General features: G+C 34.7%; 19 protein-coding genes and 1 pseudogene. 3 read left to right on the top strand and 17 right to left on the bottom strand.

Annotation, left to right across the window (positions count from 1 at the left end; all coding sequences use genetic code 11):
- The 10 genes and pseudogenes from RRY75_RS12285 to RRY75_RS12245 form a co-directional block, all read right to left on the bottom strand.
- Positions 1–450: sensor histidine kinase (locus tag RRY75_RS12285; RefSeq protein WP_332716983.1), on the bottom strand; the 450-nt coding region annotated here is incomplete at its 3' end.
- Positions 451–558: pseudogene (locus RRY75_RS12280) on the bottom strand (winged helix-turn-helix domain-containing protein); the annotation flags it as partial. It lies immediately after the preceding gene.
- Between the two features lie 104 nt (positions 559–662).
- Positions 663–1196 (bottom strand): DUF1456 family protein, encoded by a 534-nt coding sequence (locus RRY75_RS12275; protein WP_332493749.1) that lies wholly within the window; start codon positions 1194–1196, stop codon positions 663–665.
- A gap of 161 nt (positions 1197–1357) precedes the next feature.
- Positions 1358–2410 carry an ABC transporter substrate-binding protein gene (locus RRY75_RS12270; protein WP_332493747.1) on the bottom strand — a complete coding sequence of 351 codons (1053 nt, stop codon included), beginning with the start codon at positions 2408–2410 and terminating at the stop codon, positions 1358–1360.
- 88 nt (positions 2411–2498) lie between these two features.
- Positions 2499–4070 (bottom strand): ribosomal protection-like ABC-F family protein, encoded by a 1572-nt coding sequence (gene abc-f / locus RRY75_RS12265; RefSeq protein WP_332493745.1) that lies wholly within the window; start codon positions 4068–4070, stop codon positions 2499–2501.
- Positions 4071–4441: 371 nt separating this feature from the next.
- On the bottom strand, positions 4442–4573 hold the full coding sequence (locus tag RRY75_RS14310) for a hypothetical protein (protein ID WP_332528314.1): 132 nt from the start codon (positions 4571–4573) through the stop codon (positions 4442–4444).
- Positions 4574–4835: 262 nt separating this feature from the next.
- Positions 4836–6413 carry a ribosomal protection-like ABC-F family protein gene (gene abc-f, locus RRY75_RS12260; RefSeq protein WP_332493743.1) on the bottom strand — a complete coding sequence of 526 codons (1578 nt, stop codon included), beginning with the start codon at positions 6411–6413 and terminating at the stop codon, positions 4836–4838.
- A gap of 26 nt (positions 6414–6439) precedes the next feature.
- Entirely contained in the window at positions 6440–6853 is a 414-nt protein-coding gene (locus tag RRY75_RS12255) for a peptide deformylase (protein ID WP_332527690.1), read from the bottom strand.
- Positions 6854–6905: 52 nt separating this feature from the next.
- Positions 6906–7625, bottom strand: a complete 720-nt coding sequence (locus RRY75_RS12250; RefSeq protein ID WP_332494222.1) for a hypothetical protein — start codon at positions 7623–7625, stop codon at positions 6906–6908.
- Positions 7626–7775: 150 nt separating this feature from the next.
- Positions 7776–8105, bottom strand: coding sequence for an alpha/beta fold hydrolase (locus RRY75_RS12245; protein ID WP_332716977.1), 330 nt, complete (start codon positions 8103–8105; stop codon positions 7776–7778).
- 370 nt (positions 8106–8475) lie between these two features.
- On the opposite strand from RRY75_RS12245, the gene RRY75_RS12240 reads away from it, so the two are divergent.
- Positions 8476–9510 carry a PTS sugar transporter subunit IIC gene (locus tag RRY75_RS12240; RefSeq protein ID WP_332494218.1) on the top strand — a complete coding sequence of 345 codons (1035 nt, stop codon included), beginning with the start codon at positions 8476–8478 and terminating at the stop codon, positions 9508–9510.
- Positions 9511–9645: 135 nt separating this feature from the next.
- Here the strand turns inward: RRY75_RS12240 and RRY75_RS12235 are convergent, their stop codons facing one another.
- Entirely contained in the window at positions 9646–10041 is a 396-nt protein-coding gene (locus RRY75_RS12235; RefSeq protein ID WP_332494217.1) for an RrF2 family transcriptional regulator, read from the bottom strand.
- Positions 10042–10241: 200 nt separating this feature from the next.
- Between RRY75_RS12235 and RRY75_RS14305 the strand changes: the two genes are divergently transcribed.
- Both RRY75_RS14305 and RRY75_RS12230 read left to right on the top strand, forming a co-directional pair.
- Positions 10242–10634, top strand: coding sequence for a YbaN family protein (locus RRY75_RS14305; RefSeq protein WP_442935417.1), 393 nt, complete (start codon positions 10242–10244; stop codon positions 10632–10634).
- Entirely contained in the window at positions 10628–11065 is a 438-nt protein-coding gene (locus RRY75_RS12230; RefSeq protein ID WP_332494216.1) for a globin domain-containing protein, read from the top strand. The genes RRY75_RS14305 and RRY75_RS12230 overlap by 7 nt, the downstream gene beginning before the upstream one ends.
- A 289-nt stretch (positions 11066–11354) precedes the next feature.
- Here RRY75_RS12230 and RRY75_RS12225 read toward each other — a convergent pair whose 3' ends face one another.
- From RRY75_RS12225 to RRY75_RS12200, 6 genes are all read right to left on the bottom strand, one after another.
- Positions 11355–13778, bottom strand: a complete 2424-nt coding sequence (locus tag RRY75_RS12225) for an ABC transporter permease (RefSeq protein ID WP_332527693.1) — start codon at positions 13776–13778, stop codon at positions 11355–11357.
- Positions 13771–14451 carry an ABC transporter ATP-binding protein gene (locus RRY75_RS12220; protein ID WP_332494213.1) on the bottom strand — a complete coding sequence of 227 codons (681 nt, stop codon included), beginning with the start codon at positions 14449–14451 and terminating at the stop codon, positions 13771–13773. The genes RRY75_RS12225 and RRY75_RS12220 overlap by 8 nt, the downstream gene beginning before the upstream one ends.
- A 114-nt stretch (positions 14452–14565) precedes the next feature.
- Entirely contained in the window at positions 14566–15411 is an 846-nt protein-coding gene (locus tag RRY75_RS12215; RefSeq protein ID WP_332494211.1) for a sensor histidine kinase, read from the bottom strand.
- A gap of 2 nt (positions 15412–15413) precedes the next feature.
- Positions 15414–16088: a response regulator transcription factor gene (locus RRY75_RS12210; protein WP_332494210.1), complete on the bottom strand. Its 675-nt coding sequence runs from the start codon at positions 16086–16088 to the stop codon at positions 15414–15416.
- A 106-nt stretch (positions 16089–16194) separates the two neighbouring features.
- Complete coding sequence (locus RRY75_RS12205; protein ID WP_442935443.1) at positions 16195–16407, bottom strand: transposase domain-containing protein; 213 nt, start codon at positions 16405–16407, stop codon at positions 16195–16197.
- Between the two features lie 27 nt (positions 16408–16434).
- Positions 16435–16677, bottom strand: coding sequence for a hypothetical protein (locus RRY75_RS12200; RefSeq protein WP_332716971.1), 243 nt, complete (start codon positions 16675–16677; stop codon positions 16435–16437).
- Positions 16678–16927 lie beyond the last annotated feature (250 nt).

Genomic DNA, 16927 nt, shown 5'->3' with positions numbered 1-16927 from the left:
GCGATACTCTTCAATTTCAAGCTTAGCCAAGTCAAAGAATTTGTTAATCAGCTCTAGAACCTCTGTTGCTTTAAAATAAATTTTATCTACCCTATCCTTTTCCTTCGTTGTTGCCTGTAGCATTTCTGTATAGCCTAAAATAACAGTTAAAGGTGTTTTCAAGTCATGAGAAATGTTAGAAAGCATCTTTTTCATAGATTGCTTTGTTCTATTGTATTTCATCTTGTTTTTATGATTATAGTCTAAGCCCTCATTAATGACGCTTACTAAACCTTTAATCTCAGTACTTTCTGTCAATACTTTGATTCTTTCTAACGAATCATTTGCCATAATCTCTTCTAACTTTTGTGCAATATATTTGATATTCTTAGTCATTTCCACTTTTTGATGGTGCTGTACCCACAGTACTATCCCCAGAATTCCTATTATACTTATTAAGATAATTTCCATTTAAAAACCCTCCATTTTATAACCTATCCCCCATAGAGTCTTAATATAAATAGGATTTGAAGGGTCTTCTTCTATCTTTTCTCTAAGCCTTCTAATATGTACATTGATTATAGCATAATCTTTTATTAACCCTACAAAAATAGAGAGCCTAAGCTCTCTATGGTTATTGGTCAGTAAATACTACAGACTCCCTTGGAGCAGTTAATTTTTACTTACTCTTCTATTTTGTTAAGTCCTCTATTTCTGATCGCTAACCCTTTTAAGAAGTTTCTTGCATATCTGTCCCCACATGGCTTGTAATTTTTATGCCCTTCTTTTCTAAATACAGCACTTAATTCACTTTTTGAAATAACAACACCTGCTTCTGCTAAGATTTCTAACATCTCTTCACTTGTAAGCGAGAGTGCTATCTTTAATTTTTTAAGTAGGATGTTGTTGACACTTTTATCATTTGTCATAAGGTGTGCAGGGGATTCAGATTGGCCTGGTTTTGGTTCTTGCTTGCCCCTTTTAAAGATAATCAGTCCATTTAGAAAAGACTCTAATGTGTAGTTATCACAGGGTGTATTCTCTTCTACATTTTTATTCAGCACAACTACATCGTACATATCTCTAGATTTCAGAAGAAGCTTTTTAACTTGTTCTCCTGTCACTTGAATGCCACCGAGCTTGAATATTTCTACCATATCTGTATCTTTTATATCCAGTGCGTATCTTAATCTAATTAATATATCATTATTATCCATTTTATAAGTCCTCCAAAATATATGCTTTAAGTCTTTCTTATTATAGCATAGTATGTCCATTATCTTGTTCCCCTAGCGCCTTACTTTACTTTCAGCAAAATAAAAAGCCTAGAACACCCTTTGCAGGGGTATGTTCTAGGCTAGCAACTCTCTTTATCAGGTTAGTGACTTACTTTAACTTCTGTCCATAGACGGTCATACATACGTTTCACATCTAGTGATAGTGGTCTATATAATTCACTTAATGCCATAACCTCTTTTGGCATATAAGCATTAGGATTATTCCTCACATGCTCTGGTTGTTCTAATCGTGCTTCTTTGTTTGGTGTTGTGTAACCTATTTCATCTGCTATTCTTAATGCACTTTCTTTGCCGCTCACAAAGTTAATAAACTTCTCAGCACCTTCTACATTCTTTGCATTTTTAGGGATACACAGACTATCCATCCAGAAGTTTACCCCTTCTTTAGGAATAGTATAGACTAGATTTGGGTGTTCATCTTGAAGATTAAGCCCTTCTCCAGACCAAATCATATTAAGCGCAGTCTCTCCTGTTGCAATCATAGATGTGCCATTATCCACACCATATTGAGGGTCTACCAATTTTCTTTGCTCAATTAAGATTTTTTGAGCTTCTTCAAGCTCTTTTGGATCTTCTGAGTTTATAGAATAGCCTAGTTTCTTCAAGGCTGCTCCCATTGTATCTCTATAGGTATCAAACATGAAGACTTTGTCTTTGTACTTTTCATTCCACATAATATCCCAACTGTCTACTTCTTCTGTTACCACATTCTTATCATAAATAATCCCTATTGTTCCAAACATATAAGGTACAGAATATTTGTTTTCAGGGTCCATCTCTAAGTTTAAATACTCCTCATCCATCTGAGCAATATTAGGTATATTGGACTTGTTCAGTTCTTGCAAAAGCCCTTCATTAATCATCTTTGGCATCAATGCATCTGAAACTAAGATCACATCATATTTCACACTACTATCTGACATTTTCAAATACATCGTGTCCATATCATCAAATGTTCCTATCTTAACTTTGATTCCATATTCTTTTTCAAATTGGTCCAATGTTTCACGATCTATGTTTTCTCCGTAATTGAAGAAGGTAATAGACTCTGAACCTTTGCTACATCCTACAAATGACATGCCCGCCACAACGATAGTAGCTGCTAAACTGATTACTTTCATTAACTTATTCATATTTATTGTTTATCCTTTCAATACACTAACTTCAACCTATACTATATCATATTTAAGTTAAAAAATAATAATTATTATTTAATCATCCTTATAATTCTATAACCTCTGTAGCAATACGCTCATTAAATAGTCGGTCATGCTCTACAAAAATCATAGTGGGTTCATATTTTAAAATAAGTTCTTCAATCTGATTTCTAGATAAAATATCAATAAAGTTAAGGGGTTCATCCCATATATAGATGTGGGCCTCTTCAGATAAGCTTTTTGCTATTAAGACTTTCTTCTTTTGCCCCCCACTTAACTCCGACAAGTCTTTGTCAAAAGCATTTCTTGTAAAGTCAAGCTTTCTAAGGGTTGCCTTAAATAGACTTTCATCAATCCCTTGGTCTCTTACAAAGGTTTTCATATCTCCCTTTAGAAAGCTTGTATCTTGAGGCACATACGAAACTTTTAGTTCACTTCCCTTAATGACTTTTCCTGTATAGCTCATTTCAATACCCATTAATAGCTTAATAATACTAGACTTACCACATCCATTACTGCCTCGAAGTGCTACACGTTGCCCATTCTCCACTCTAAAGCTGACATTTTGACAAACTTGTTTCTCTCCATACTGAATACTTAAATCTCTTATATCAATCAGTACATTTTTCACATAGTCCACTGCGTGTAGTTTCAGACTATCTACTTGCTCTACATTTTTAAGTAGATGTTGCTTTTCATCAATCAATCGGTCTTGTCTTTTTTCTATTACCTTAGCACGTTTCATCATTTTGGCTGACTTATGTCCAATATACCCTCTGTCTCCAGCATGGCTTCCCATCTTAGATTTTTCTATCTCTGTACTCCAGCCCTTGGTTTTTCTACTTGCTGTTTCTAACCTACCAATTTCTTTTTGAAGCTTTTCATTTTCACCTAACTCATATTGGTCTTGCCTATCTCTATTAAATTTCCATGTCTCATAATTTCCTTTTACAACTTCTATATTATTTCTATTAATAGAAAGTACATGGTCAATGATTTGGCCTAAAAAGATTCTATCGTGGGACACAAGTATAAATCCATTTTTAGTTTTTAAATAGTCTGCTACGACTTGCCTTCCTTCAATATCCAAATGATTGGTCGGTTCATCAATAAGTAGAAAGTTGTTCTTCTTTAAGAACAAGGCTGCTAACATAATTTTTGTACGTTCACCATTGCTTAATGTAGTAAAAGGTCTTACTAGTACATCTTGGGCTACATTTAATTTGCCAATCTCTTTTTCAATCAAATCATTAATAATATAGCCATCGTATTGTAAATATAAGTCTAAAAGTGCACCATAACGCTCCAAACTTTCTTCAGTACCTACTTCTATACAATGTTTCATTTCATTTTCCCACTCACTATACGGTGCAATCACATTCCGAATCACATCAAGGGTTATGCTCTCTCCTTCTAGTTGAAAAGGAAAATAGTCAAAAGTTACAGAGCTTATGATACTTCCCTTATATTCATACTTACCTAAAAGCAGGTTCAAAAATGTAGTCTTACCCCGCCCATTACGACCGATAAACCCTAATTTCCAATCTGTATCAATGGTAAATGAAGTATTCTCAAATATATTTTCATGATGTGAATCATAGCTAAACGTTAACTGGTTGACATTAATAATAGACATATGCATCTCTCCTTAAGTAAAAAAAGTCCTAAGGAAGTTATTCCTTAAGACTTTTTTAGATTGATGCACAAAAATAGGTAGTTCCCTCACTATGAGTGGCTACATTTATAGAATCAATTTTCTAAAATAAGTTGATTAAAGTGAAATAACTTCCTTGCTAAGGCAACACAAACAAACCTATCTCAAGATAGGATAAAAAATCATTTTGTTTATTTGTCGTTGCCTCTATAAAAATTAGCAAGTAAAGTTCTTCACTTTATCAACTCCTCTGTTATATTTGTCTTCATTATACCTAATCTATTGTATCTTTTCAAGCATACTTCTATTCCTAACATTCTAGAAGCATAAGACGCTCCCCCTATTCCTATCATTTATCCAACAGCAGTAATAATCATAAATAACGGAGATGCAATAGATACTGCACTCATTGCTAGGTTATCATTGAGCATTCCAATAAACATTGTATCTACAAAGTTATATATAGCTGATATCAGCATCGCAATAACAGAAGGTATTCCTAAAATAATTAGCGTCTTTTAAACTTCTCCAAACTCCATCATTTGGGTACGCTTTTCACGTTCACTCATTGTTGTACTCATTCATTATCTCCTAAGTTCATTTTCTTTGTGACTTAACATAATACATTATAGTCCAGAAAATATGATTAGAAATAATACTTATTTAAAATGATATGATTATAACTTTTTTATATAATAAGAAGCAGCCTCAAGATAGTCTTAAGGCCGCTCCTCATATATTATCCTTCTATAAATTGATGATTTGCGTTCCAATTTTCTTTCCAAACCATCTATCATGTTCCACAAAAACAAGCGTTGGCTGATATTCAAGGATTGCTTTTTCTAGTTGCTCACTGAAATAAGTATCCATATAATTAAGGGGTTCATCTAAAATAATAAGTTGATTTTCTTCTGAAAGTGCTCTTGCAATATTGACTTTCTTGAGTTCACCACTACTATAAGTCTCAAGTGGTCTGTCCAAGAAATTCTCTGGCAATTCAAAGACCTCACAAAGGTCTAGGAAGTTCTTATAAGAAATATTTCCTTGGTAGTCCTCAAAGTAGTCTGTCACATATCCTTTTTGCCATGAAGGCTCTTGGGTGACTACTGCAATTTTGATGTCTGATGCATAAGCAACTTGGTCACTAGGTACTACCCCACTTAATAAACGCAATAATGTGCTCTTACCTACTCCATTTGTTCCTCTAATCCAAATACGATTGCCTGTGTGCACCCCTAAATTCAAGTTGTGAATGACATCCTTACAAGCATCTGGATACCTAAAACTCAGATTTTCTACCTTCACTAGACATCTTGCTTCCTCTGGTTTCTCTTGATAAATAGTCAGTGCCTTTGCTTCTTCATAGTTTTGAAGAAGTGCTTTTTTCTGCTCAATGTTTTCTTGTGCTCTTGCTTCAGATCGCTTAGCTTGCTTCATGTAAGTTTGAACACCATTGGCTCTCCCATTAGAAGCAAATTGATACTTTTGCGTATTTCCCCAATCTGCCCAGGTTCTACTCACCTTGGCACTTCGCTCAAGCTGTGCAATTTCCTCTTCTAGTCTTTCTCTCGTTCTAAACTCATATTGCTCTTGTTTCTCCTTATTATCTTTCCAACTAGAGTAGTTCCCATATTCTATAGTAATATCTTTTTTATTAATAGCTAGCACATGGTCTATAACATGGTCTAAAAATTCACGATCATGAGAGACAATAATAAAGCCCTTTTTCTTTTGAAGATATTGCGCCACTGCATCTTTCCCTGCTTCATCTAGATGATTAGTAGGTTCATCTAATAAAAGAAACTGCTTCTTTCTCAAAAAGAGGGTAAGTAGCATAATTCTAGTTTTCTCTCCACCTGAAAGTGTCTCAAAATCCCTTTCTAGCAATGCTGAGTCTAGTCCCATTTCATCCATTTCTTTTAAAATCTTACTTTCCATCTCATATCCTTCTAATTCAAGATACTGATCCTGCAGCTGGGCATATTCATCAAAACGTACTTCATCATTTTCTAGGATAATCTTCTCCATAGTATCTTCTATTGATTTAAGATGCCCCACATGCTCTTTAATTCTATCCATTGTACGCGAGTAAGTACAGTCACTTGTATATGGAAAGTATTCCATATCTATTGGCGCACTTATCTTACCTGCCGTAGGCTCAAGCTCCCCTTGTAGGAGCTTTAACAACGTGGTCTTACCACGCCCATTTCTTCCAATCAGTCCAATCTTCCACTCTGTTCTAAGAGTGAGTGTGACATTTTCATAAACTGGATTATAGAAATCTGCATAATAGTAGCTCATTTGATTGATTGTTATTTTGGGCATATAGCACCTCCTATGCTGCTTCTAGTCTAAATTAAAATGCCTTCACAGTGATCCATTTCATGTTGAATGACTTGTGCAACAAATCCAGTGAAATTCTGCTTTTTCTTTCTAAAGTTTTTGTCACGGTACTCTACCTCAATAGAAGCATACCTTGTTGTTTTTCTTGTCCCCTCATGAGACAGACAGGCTTCTTCCACCTCATAGGTTGCTTGACTATGTTTAACAATCTTAGGATTCACCAATGGAATAAAATACTCTCCCATTTTAACTACAATAATACGAGCAGTCTCACCAATCTGATTAGCAGCTAAGCCAACACAAATCTCCTCATTTGCCTTCGCTGTATCCACCATATCTTCAATAACATATAAATCCTCTTTAGTTGCCTCTACTGCTTTTTTCATTAATCTTTCATTATCTTTTACAATTTTTCTTATCATTAATGTTCCTAGACAATTGTTGTCTACCTTTCCTTCTTAAATACCTTAAAAATTAATATGCATTTGCTAATAGCTCTTCTATTATCATTTCGTATTGTAAGTCGCCTAGCCCATACTGTGAAAACGTATTTAAAAGCGTCTTCACAAGCTCTCGCCTTCCCTTCTCACTATTGTTAATGATATACTGACTAATTTCACTGTTCTTGTCTCTATAATTCAAATAAAGTTTAACCATTTCATACGTTACAGGCAAAAGTTCTTGTGATGGCATTTGATGCTTACATATAATATCTTGGTACTTTACTAAGCTGCCCCCTAGCTCCACTTCATAAACCTCTGGCAATCTTTCATCTACCCCTTCACAGACCCTATGAAGCAACAAATCTCCTGTATAATTTATTTGCTCTAAAAATCCCATTAGGGTTACCACATTGATTTGACAAAACATATCCTCGCCAAACCACATAACAATAAGATCAAAAGTTTCTTCAGCTAATGGTTTAAGTGGCTCAAGAACGATCTGGCTATACTCTTGTTCCGTTGACTTTAAAGACCTAGCTCTTTTCTTAATAAATTCTTCTCCAAATATAACCTCATCTGCCTCTCCCCAACACATAGCCTCGTTGAAAGGAATGTATGTCCAATGTTCTTTGATGTTTCCGCTTGCTTTAAATTCCTCTAACATGCAACTCCCATTTAATATATGTAGGACCTTGCCATGGTATTTTTTCTCTATTTCTTCTTGAATCTTATCAATGATTTGACCATTCATTAGCGCTTCCTTACCTCCTGTATCTAACTCTGTTAAACCCTGTTTACTACAATACTGCGAAATGGGATACTTCTTGTACCTCTATTCCTAGTATTATTCAAGTTGTTTATATTGTACATTCTTTTTAAGATAAATCAAACTGTACATAAGCTATTTCAAATAAAAGATTTCAAGTATTTCTGCCAGTTGCTTAGGTGCCTCCACATTTACTTCGTGTCCCGCATCCTTCACCATTTGAAGCTCTGCTTGTGCTATACATTTTCCTAAACTTATTGCTGCCTTTTTATTTGCTTTGTCCTTTTCTCCACAAATAACTAGCGTATCACAAGCAACCTTTTTTAAATCTTTGCTAAAATTTATGTCCATCATAGAGTTTGTCAATTGAATAAAATCATTCTTGCTAAACCCCATTTTTTGAAATACACCCTTTGGTAGCACTCTAAAAATAACGTTTTGAACTTTAAGCAATAACTTAGGCATTTCATACTGCCCGCCTATCAGCACGAACGACTTGACTCTTGTTGGATGGTCTAGTGTATAATTCAATGCAAGAATTGCACCTACTTCATTTATGCTACTTGGTATGCAGAAGCCTAAAAATCTAGTTTTTATTCAAATTATGCATTTATTTAATCTTTATTTTTTTTATTTTGTAATATTTACATAATTATACAAGGTAGATTTTAGTATTTACCCAAAAAACTATACAAACCATCTTTCAAGTTATATAATCATTTTATAAATAAGTCACAATATCTTTCTTCGAAAAACATTATAAAAGGAAGTCTTATGGCATCAAACTAAAAAATAAAGTATTTTGAAATACTAACAACACTGTGGAGGCTTAAATATGCAAATTCTAACAGGAACTCTTCTTCTACTTCTTGTACTCGGACTCTTTACCTTATTCAGCTACAAAGCACCAAATGGTATGAAAGCAATGGGTGCTCTGGCTAGTGCTGCCTGTGCCAGTTTCTTGGTTGAAGCTTTTCATAGCGCTTTCTTTGGTGAAGTATTAAATATTAACTTCTTACAAAGTGTAGGGGCTGCCAATGGTAGCTTAGGTGGTGTAGCTGCTGCTATACTTGTACCTTTAGCTCTAGGTGTTTCTCCTGTATATGCTGTACTCGTTGGATTAACTTGTTCTGGCTTTGGTATATTACCTGGTTTTATTGCCGGATACTTAATCTCTTATGTTATTAAATTCCTTGAGAAAAAAATCCCTGCTGGTCTAGACCTTATTGTGATTATTCTTATTGCTGCTCCTCTTACTCGTTTAATTGCATCCCTTATGACACCTCTTGTAGATGCAACCTTATTAAACATTGGGCAAGTACTTCTCTCATCTACTAATTCTAGTCCTATTCTTATGGGCATTATCTTAGGTGGTATTATGACTGTTGTAGCCACTGCGCCGCTAAGTTCTATGGCCTTAACAGCTATGCTTGGTCTTACAGGTGTTCCTATGGCTATCGGTGCCCTAGCAGTATTTGGTTCATCTTTTATGAACTTTGTATTCTTCAAAAAGATGAAATTTGGAAGCAAAAAAGATACTATTTCAGTAGCAATTGAACCTTTAACACAAGCCGATTTAATTAGTGCTAATCCTATTCCTGTATATGTTACCAACTTTATTGGTGGTGCACTAAGTGGTGTTATTGTCGCTGTTATGGGTCTTACCAATATGACCCCTGGTACAGCAACACCTATTGCTGGTTTTGCTGTAATGTTCGCCTACAACCCACCTATGCAAGTTCTCATTGCTGCTACAGGTTGTATTATTGTTAGTATATTTAGTGGTTTACTCGGCTATAAAATATTTAAAAACTATAAAATTCGTACAGCAGCTGAAATCCGCGGGGAAGAACCTTCTACAGAGGCTTAAATATTTCCCTCTAGAATGCAACAGGACTAAGAAATTCTTCTATTACAAAGAATTTCTTAGTCCTTCTTAAAAGTAGATAGATCCTATCTGCAATCTTCTTTTAAGTGGTCTATTTTCTTGTCTTTGAGTCCTAATTTATAAAATATCTTGTAATGTGTACCTACTAAATACTTCTATGAATTGCTCCAGTGATTCTTGGATAATTCCTTTTAATCTGCATTCCTTCGTCATAAAATTACAATTCATCTCATTTTTAATACACTCAACTATACAAAGATTATCTTCTGTAATGCGAAGTACTTCTCCCAGGTTAATCTCTTCTGGTCGAAGGCCTAGTTTTAGACCACCAGTCCTACCTTTAATAGAAACAAGATAATCCGTTTTGGCTAACTTATGAATGACTTTCTTGAGGTGATGCTCAGATACCTCTAGTTTAGTTGCCAATTTTTCAACTGTATAAAGCTCGTCTTGGTATGTTGCCATATAGATAAGCACACGAAATGTGTAGTCTGTAAATTTTGATAATTGCATTGTTCATTCCTCTTTACTTTTTACTTTTTATCCTATTTTTGTTTTCATGATTCTATTTGTTCTATTAGCTTATTTTAACAGGTCTTAAGGCATTGTTAAAGGTTTACACAAAATAAATGTTCATTTTACTTGCACTTTTATTTTGTTCATGTTATATTAAATGTACATTTTAAATACACATTTAATATAAGGAGTAAAACATGCATTGTATCAAGAAATCTATTTATATTTTACTAGGTAGCTTATCTCTAGTTCTTGGCATTTTAGGCGTTTTTTTACCTATTCTTCCAACAACCCCACTCATTATGCTGAGTTGCTACTTGTACAGTCGAAGCTCCAAATACTTTCATATGTGGCTTGTATCAACCAACTTATATAAAAAACATGCCAAAGACTTTATGGAGAACCATCGACTCTCAATAGGTAAAAAAGTTTTTCTTCTAAGCTTTGCATCAACTATGTTATTATTTCCTTTATTTATATTAGATGGAATCCTAAAACTATTTATTATAGGCACTTATCTTTATCTTTATTATTATTTTTTATTTAAAATTAAAACAATTAAACAACCCTTGGAGGACTTATCATGTTAGATCAAAAAACAATTGAAATTATAAAAAGCACTGTTCCTGCACTTAAAGCACATGGTGTAGAAATTACAACACACTTCTACAAAATTATGTTTGCCAACAACCCTGAAGTTCAAGGTTTCTTCAATATGGACAAACAAGCTTCTGGAGAGCAACCAACTGCTCTTGCTATGACTGTACTCGCTGCCGCTCAAAATATCGATAACTTAGGCATGCTTCTTCCAGCCGTTAAGAAGATCGGTAAACGTCACGTAGAACTTGGTATTCTGCCTGAACATTATCCAATAGTAGGAGAAAATCTTCTTCTCGCTATCAAAGATGTACTTGGAGATGCTGCTACTGATGAAGTCATCGACGCTTGGGGACAAGCTTACGGCGTCATTGCTGATGTCTTCATCCAAGTTGAACAAGAAATCTATGCTAGCCAAGCTTAATGTTTACTTTCTCCTAGTATTCGTTCCTTATCTGGAAACAGGCTATTGAGCCACACTTTTAAGTTAATCTTTGAAATGAATAAAAGACGCATCTTCTAACAAGAAGGCGCGTCTTTTATTGCATGTTTATTTTCTCTATAATTCTAGCACTTACTTAGGGTATGATTCTTCATTACTACTCTAAAAGATACTATTTTTCTAAGCTGATCTCTATTGTATTCCTACTAAAAACTATTTATATCCATTTAAATATTTTTAATACGCATTTTATTTTAGTATGAATTTTATTTTAGTCTGCTTCTCTAAGTCTCTCAACTAAGGATTTCTTACCCATAATTTTTGCTATACTGCTAGAAAGTACTATTGTAACAACTAATACAAATAAACTGTATCCTATAAGATAATGCCATGGAAATTGATAATCCAAATAGGTTATACCATTCCAGTTTGCAAACTTAACTACCCCATAGCCGCTCATTGTTCCTAAAGTCAACGTTACTCCAATATTGATGAGTGCAAAATACAGCGCCTCACCCCAAATCATGGTTTTTATTTGCTTATTTGTTGCACCCAATGCCCCAATACAGGCAAACTCTCTTTTCCTTGCCATTGTGTTAGATATTAGCGTATTAAGAAGGTTGATGATACTAAAGGCTATAACAAATAGAGCAGCACCCATAAAAGTGGTATACGTCATGTTGAATTGTTGTTTATGATGCTCCATAGTATTTTTAAGCGTGGATAGGGTAAGAAGTGGATTATCCTTCGTCAACTCTACTATTTTAAGTTCAATACTGTCTTCAACATCCCAGCCATCCTCACAAGAAATAATCATTCTCGTATTCAAATTAAACTCTGGCATCATCATTTGCTGCAATAAATCTTGGGGAATCATAAACCACCCTGCATTATACGCTAGCTTAAACATCTCTGGGTTGTGATATAACTTATTCGTTGGTTCTAATATAGCTCCAATTGTAAAGGTATCCGCTCTCTCTTTCTCTCCATCAAACCACTGTAATGTCACCGTATCCCCTAGTTTAAACTCCCAGCCAAAAATTTCTTTTACCATTTCATTATGAACAATAATCAATTCTTTATTTTGAACCATACGCTCATAGTCTACACTGCCTGTTTGTAAGTAGGCACTCAGTAAGGGTACATCACTCTCAGAAAAAGGCGCTACTACATCTTTCTCCATATACTCACCATAGCTATAGCTTACAGATAAAGTCTGCATTTCTATAACTTCTTCTACTCCCTCTATGGCTTGAATCGTTGACACTAGCGAATTATTCAATGGATTATTGACTTTAACCCCCATCTCTCCATGTGTATTGACCTTTGCTGCATTCGAAGCAATTTGAATAATATATTCTCCAAGACCAAACCATCCTTGACGGGAAAATTTTTCTTCATCAATGGCACTTATAAAACTACCGGCACACATAAAGACTATTCCTGCCAAACCTAGCGAGATCATCGTCATCATTGACTTTTTACGATTCCCCCTTGCGGCAATCATACTTAGAGAAAGAGGCGATAATTTGCGTTGTATACATTTGGTCTTCTTAGCCTCTACTTGTACCTCATAGCCACTTATTCGGGTGGCTTCAATAGGTGAAATACTTGCTGCAAGCTTTGCAGACTTAGCAATAGATATTTGTACTGTTATGTAGTTTGCAATGAGGATAAATAGGGTGTAACTTATAAAATTACTCCATGCAAAGCCTTCTGGCTTGATACTAAATGCAAAAAGTGCACCAATGGCTATACCTATAGTACTTCCTATAAGAGATAATATACTCCCTTCTTTTCTTACCATTTTCTTGATTTGCTTTTTAGTCATGCCTATAGTTCTAAGTTGACCAATCTGCCTCGTTCTTTCAGAAATAGAGATGTAAAAAATACTATAAATAACCAATACACTGACCATCAAAATAACAACTGTCGCTAAGACAATACTAGCCCCTTCTGTAAAACTATAAGCAAGCATTCTCACAAAGGCATCATTTTCATTAATATTTTTACGTTCTATACCATATTCAGCACCTATATTTCTGATGACTGATAAAAATGCCTCCTTCTCCATGTTTTGTGCGTCAACAATTTGAGCTGTAAGGTCAAACGGAATATGCTTAAGCTGGCTTCCATTCATCGCGTACTCTTTAGAAAAATATAGAGAAAACACATTGGTAGCTTCTGCTTCCAATAATCCTGATACCACATACTCCTCTACTGTACCATCAAGATAAGTAATAGAAAGACTTTCTCCAGCTCTCGGTTCTAATCCCATTTTTATGAGCATTTGGTCGTAAACTAAAACTTCGTTTGCTTGCTGTGGATAGTACCCCTCTAGAATATCAAGTGCAATCATAGGTGCGTTATTTTGCTCGATATAAGACGGAATAAGAATATAATCATCTTTTTCAAAACTCTGTCCCTTTTTAATCACTTTGCTATAGGCAATCTGTGGTTCATGCTCTAGATTCATCATCTGCTCTTGATTGACTTCATGATAAATAACATGTTGCCTTATTGCCAGTTCCTTCAGCTTACTTTGTTGGATTGCCGAAGACATAAAGGTAAGCCCTGCAATCAAACTAACGGATAAAACAATGGTAATAAGGGTAAACACACTGCGCATCTTATAGGTTTTTAGACTACTTTTAACCAAGTTATTAATAGTCTTCTTATTGTTAACCTTAAGCATTGCCATCACCACCTGCAATCTTCCCATCCTCAATATGGATAATTCGGTCTGCGAGTTGAGCAATTTCTTCATTATGAGTAATCATCACTATCGTTTGGTTAAACTTCTGACTTGTGATCTTTAGAAGACTTAAGACATCTTGGCTTGTTTTACTGTCTAAGTTTCCCGTTGGCTCATCTGCAAGGATAATAGCTGGTTTTGATGCCAATGCTCTTGCGATTGCCACACGCTGCTGCTGCCCACCTGATAACTGATTGGGCATGTTTTGAAGTTTTTCTTTTATTCCTAGTGTTTGAATAATATTGTCCACATAAGCTTTCTCTGGGGTATTTCCATCCAGGCCTATAGGCAAAATAATATTCTCATAAATATTTAATGTTTGTACGAGATTATAGTTTTGAAAAACAAAACCAATTTTACGTCGTCTAAAGATTGTAAGTGCTTCATCTTTCAACTCAAAAATTGCTCTCCCATCTACAATAACCTCTCCCCTTGTAGGTCTATCTAGTCCTCCAAGCATATGTAGCAATGTAGATTTACCACTCCCTGAAGTCCCTACAATAGCTACAAACTCACCTTTTTCTACTTGTATATCTACACCATCTAATGCATGCACTGATGCTTCGCCACTACCATATATTTTCTCTAATTTTTTTGTTTCAAGAATAATCATTTGCATTACCTCCAAAAAAAATCTGTATTGTATGTCTACAAATACAGATTATATCTAATAAATCTTTCCATAATCTTTCCACAAGCCAATCAAATCTTACACTCTTGAAAGATTTCATCTCTCCCTTGATAAAAATATAGAAAAAATTGAACCTTCCCCTAGTTTGGACTGAACCTTGATATAGCCACCTTGCTTTGAAATAATTTCTCTTGCAAGATAGAGACCTATACCAACACCTTCCTCATGACTTACTTCTTGTGACCTGTAAAACCTTGCGAAGATTTTTGGCATTTCTTCTTCACTTATCCCTATTCCTGTATCCTTTATATCAATACGACAAAAAAGTTGATACACTATAACCTCGACCTCAATACATCCCCCTTCTGGGGTATATTTAACAGCATTATCTATAAGATTATACACTGCTTCTGCCGTCCACTTCATGTCAAAGAAAGCTTGACTATCTGTTTCTTTTACCAAAAGCTTAATATTTTTAGCTTTTGCCTTTGCCTCTACTTGTGATATTGCATGCTTCACAAGCGCGCTTATACTAGACTTTATAGGTGTCACCGTAATAATGCCCGACTCTAGTCTAGATGTTTTCACAAGTGATGCTACTAAAAAATTTAATTTTTCTGCCTGTGTCATGAGTGCCTGAATACAGAGTTGATCTTGCTGTGATAATTCACTTTCTGAAAGTAACTGAGTATATAACAAAATATTAGCAATCGGTGTCTTTGTTTGATGGGAGATATCAGAAATTAATTCATTAATTTTAGACCGCTCCTCCTCTAGTTGCTTTTTAGTTGCACTGTTGGCAGCAAGATAATGCGAAAGCTTGGTTTCAAGAGCTGACATTTTTGTCTCATCAAAGCCATTTTCTATAGGCCTACCTTCTATAGCATTATCTATCATTTGGTTTAACCGTTTCATAGTCTTGTTTGCTTTAAATAATCCCATATCTATCCCACCCACGTGTAACCTATGCCATATACTGTCTTGATATAGCGTGGCGTAGAAGGTATATCTTCCAACTTATCACGCAATCTTTTAATCGTAACAGATAATGCATTCTCATCTACATATTCTGCACCACTTGTCCATATTCTATCAACCAAAACACTACGTGGTAAGGTGATTCCCTTATTTTCAACAAGTATTTTTAGAAGCTTCTGCTCTGTCTTGCTTAACTCAATAACCTTTTTATTTTTAAGATATTCCATTTGCTCAAAATCAAAGTTCAACCCATCTTGCCTAAAATAATAGGGTTTGACAGTATTGTTTCTTCTAAGTTGTGTATTGACACGGGCACGAAGCACTGCCAGGCTAAAGGGTTTGGTCATATAATCATCTGCCCCCATTTCAAGTCCTGCCACAATGTCTGTTTCCATATCATTTGCAGTCAATATAATTACGGCTATATCCGTTTTATCTTTAATCTCCTTTAACAAATCAAGGCCATTGCCATCAGGAAGATTCACATCAAGAATAATCAAATCATATTGTTCTTCTAATAATTTTGCTTGTGCTGTCCTTATATCATAACACTGTGCAATTTTTATATTAGTATTTTGTAACGCTAAGGTAATCCCATTAGACAACGCTTGATCATCTTCAATGATTAGTAATCTACTCAAAATACACCATCTTTCTCTTACTTTAAAGTCTTATCTAAATTTTTTTATCCGTAAGCGTCAACTCAGGAGCGCCTATAAAAAATACACCTCTGTTAGTATAATAGTACTAGCTTTGTGGCGTATTGATTTTTTTACACGTTTCAGGAATACTTGCCGACCATGGCAGTATATCAGATATTTGTAAATCTTTGTTTAGCTGAATCTGTTTAAAGACGTGCTCTAAATAATGCATAGGCTTAAGTTCATTGGCTATAGCAGTCTGAATGATGCTGTAGATAATAGAAGATGAAGTGGCTCCATTCTGTGTGTTTGAAAACAACCAGTTTTTACGTCCAATAACAAACATTCATATCAGTAGATTCAGCCCCTTACCATTGTCAGTTAAAGCAAGTGTACAGTAATCTGTATCAATTTGCATATTTTTCACTTGATTATCAAATATATCTTTACTATAATACGCTACTCGACCGCTTATGACTTCTCCATATCTTCCATATTTGCAATGGTCTATAAGTACATACTCAAAATCTAATAGCTTCTCACCAAATAGTTCATACTTGGTAATCTTCTCTTTAAAAGTAATCGGCACATTCCACCTATCCTTGCCATTATATTTAACATCTCACGCCAGATTTCAATCATGTACATCAAAAGATTAATTTATATTTTCTCCTGTGTCTTTCATTCTAGTCAAAGTATCGTCATTTTTACCTTAATTATATCATAATCTTGATTTTATAGTATAAAAATAGAGAGCATTTTAAATGCCCTCTATCAGTTATTCAAAGTATTTAGTTCTATATCTTTATGCTGTTGAGATACCTAAACCCCTCTATGCT

The organism is Niameybacter sp., from assembly GCF_036655075.1.
Taxonomy (GTDB): Bacteria; Bacillota; Clostridia; order Lachnospirales; family Cellulosilyticaceae; genus Holtiella.
This window is presented reverse-complemented; position numbering and strand designations above follow the sequence as displayed.

Excerpts from the sequence above, each read along its gene's own strand:
- abc-f (WP_332493743.1), bottom strand. The coding sequence starts at position 6,413 with ATGCCCAAAATAACAATCAATCAAATGAGCTACTATTATGCAGATTTC.
- RRY75_RS12220 (WP_332494213.1), bottom strand. The coding sequence starts at position 14,451 with ATGATTATTCTTGAAACAAAAAAATTAGAGAAAATATATGGTAGTGGC.
- RRY75_RS12235 (WP_332494217.1), bottom strand. The coding sequence starts at position 10,041 with ATGCAATTATCAAAATTTACAGACTACACATTTCGTGTGCTTATCTAT.
- RRY75_RS12230 (WP_332494216.1), top strand. The coding sequence starts at position 10,628 with ATGTTAGATCAAAAAACAATTGAAATTATAAAAAGCACTGTTCCTGCA.
- abc-f (WP_332493745.1), bottom strand. The coding sequence starts at position 4,070 with ATGTCTATTATTAATGTCAACCAGTTAACGTTTAGCTATGATTCACAT.
- RRY75_RS12215 (WP_332494211.1), bottom strand. The coding sequence starts at position 15,411 with ATGGGATTATTTAAAGCAAACAAGACTATGAAACGGTTAAACCAAATG.
- RRY75_RS12270 (WP_332493747.1), bottom strand. The coding sequence starts at position 2,410 with ATGAATAAGTTAATGAAAGTAATCAGTTTAGCAGCTACTATCGTTGTG.
- RRY75_RS12245 (WP_332716977.1), bottom strand. The coding sequence starts at position 8,105 with ATGCCTAAGTTATTGCTTAAAGTTCAAAACGTTATTTTTAGAGTGCTA.
- RRY75_RS14305 (WP_442935417.1), top strand. The coding sequence starts at position 10,242 with ATGCATTGTATCAAGAAATCTATTTATATTTTACTAGGTAGCTTATCT.
- RRY75_RS12250 (WP_332494222.1), bottom strand. The coding sequence starts at position 7,625 with ATGAATGGTCAAATCATTGATAAGATTCAAGAAGAAATAGAGAAAAAA.
- RRY75_RS12275 (WP_332493749.1), bottom strand. The coding sequence starts at position 1,196 with ATGGATAATAATGATATATTAATTAGATTAAGATACGCACTGGATATA.
- RRY75_RS12225 (WP_332527693.1), bottom strand. The coding sequence starts at position 13,778 with ATGCTTAAGGTTAACAATAAGAAGACTATTAATAACTTGGTTAAAAGT.
- RRY75_RS12240 (WP_332494218.1), top strand. The coding sequence starts at position 8,476 with ATGCAAATTCTAACAGGAACTCTTCTTCTACTTCTTGTACTCGGACTC.
- RRY75_RS12255 (WP_332527690.1), bottom strand. The coding sequence starts at position 6,853 with ATGATAAGAAAAATTGTAAAAGATAATGAAAGATTAATGAAAAAAGCA.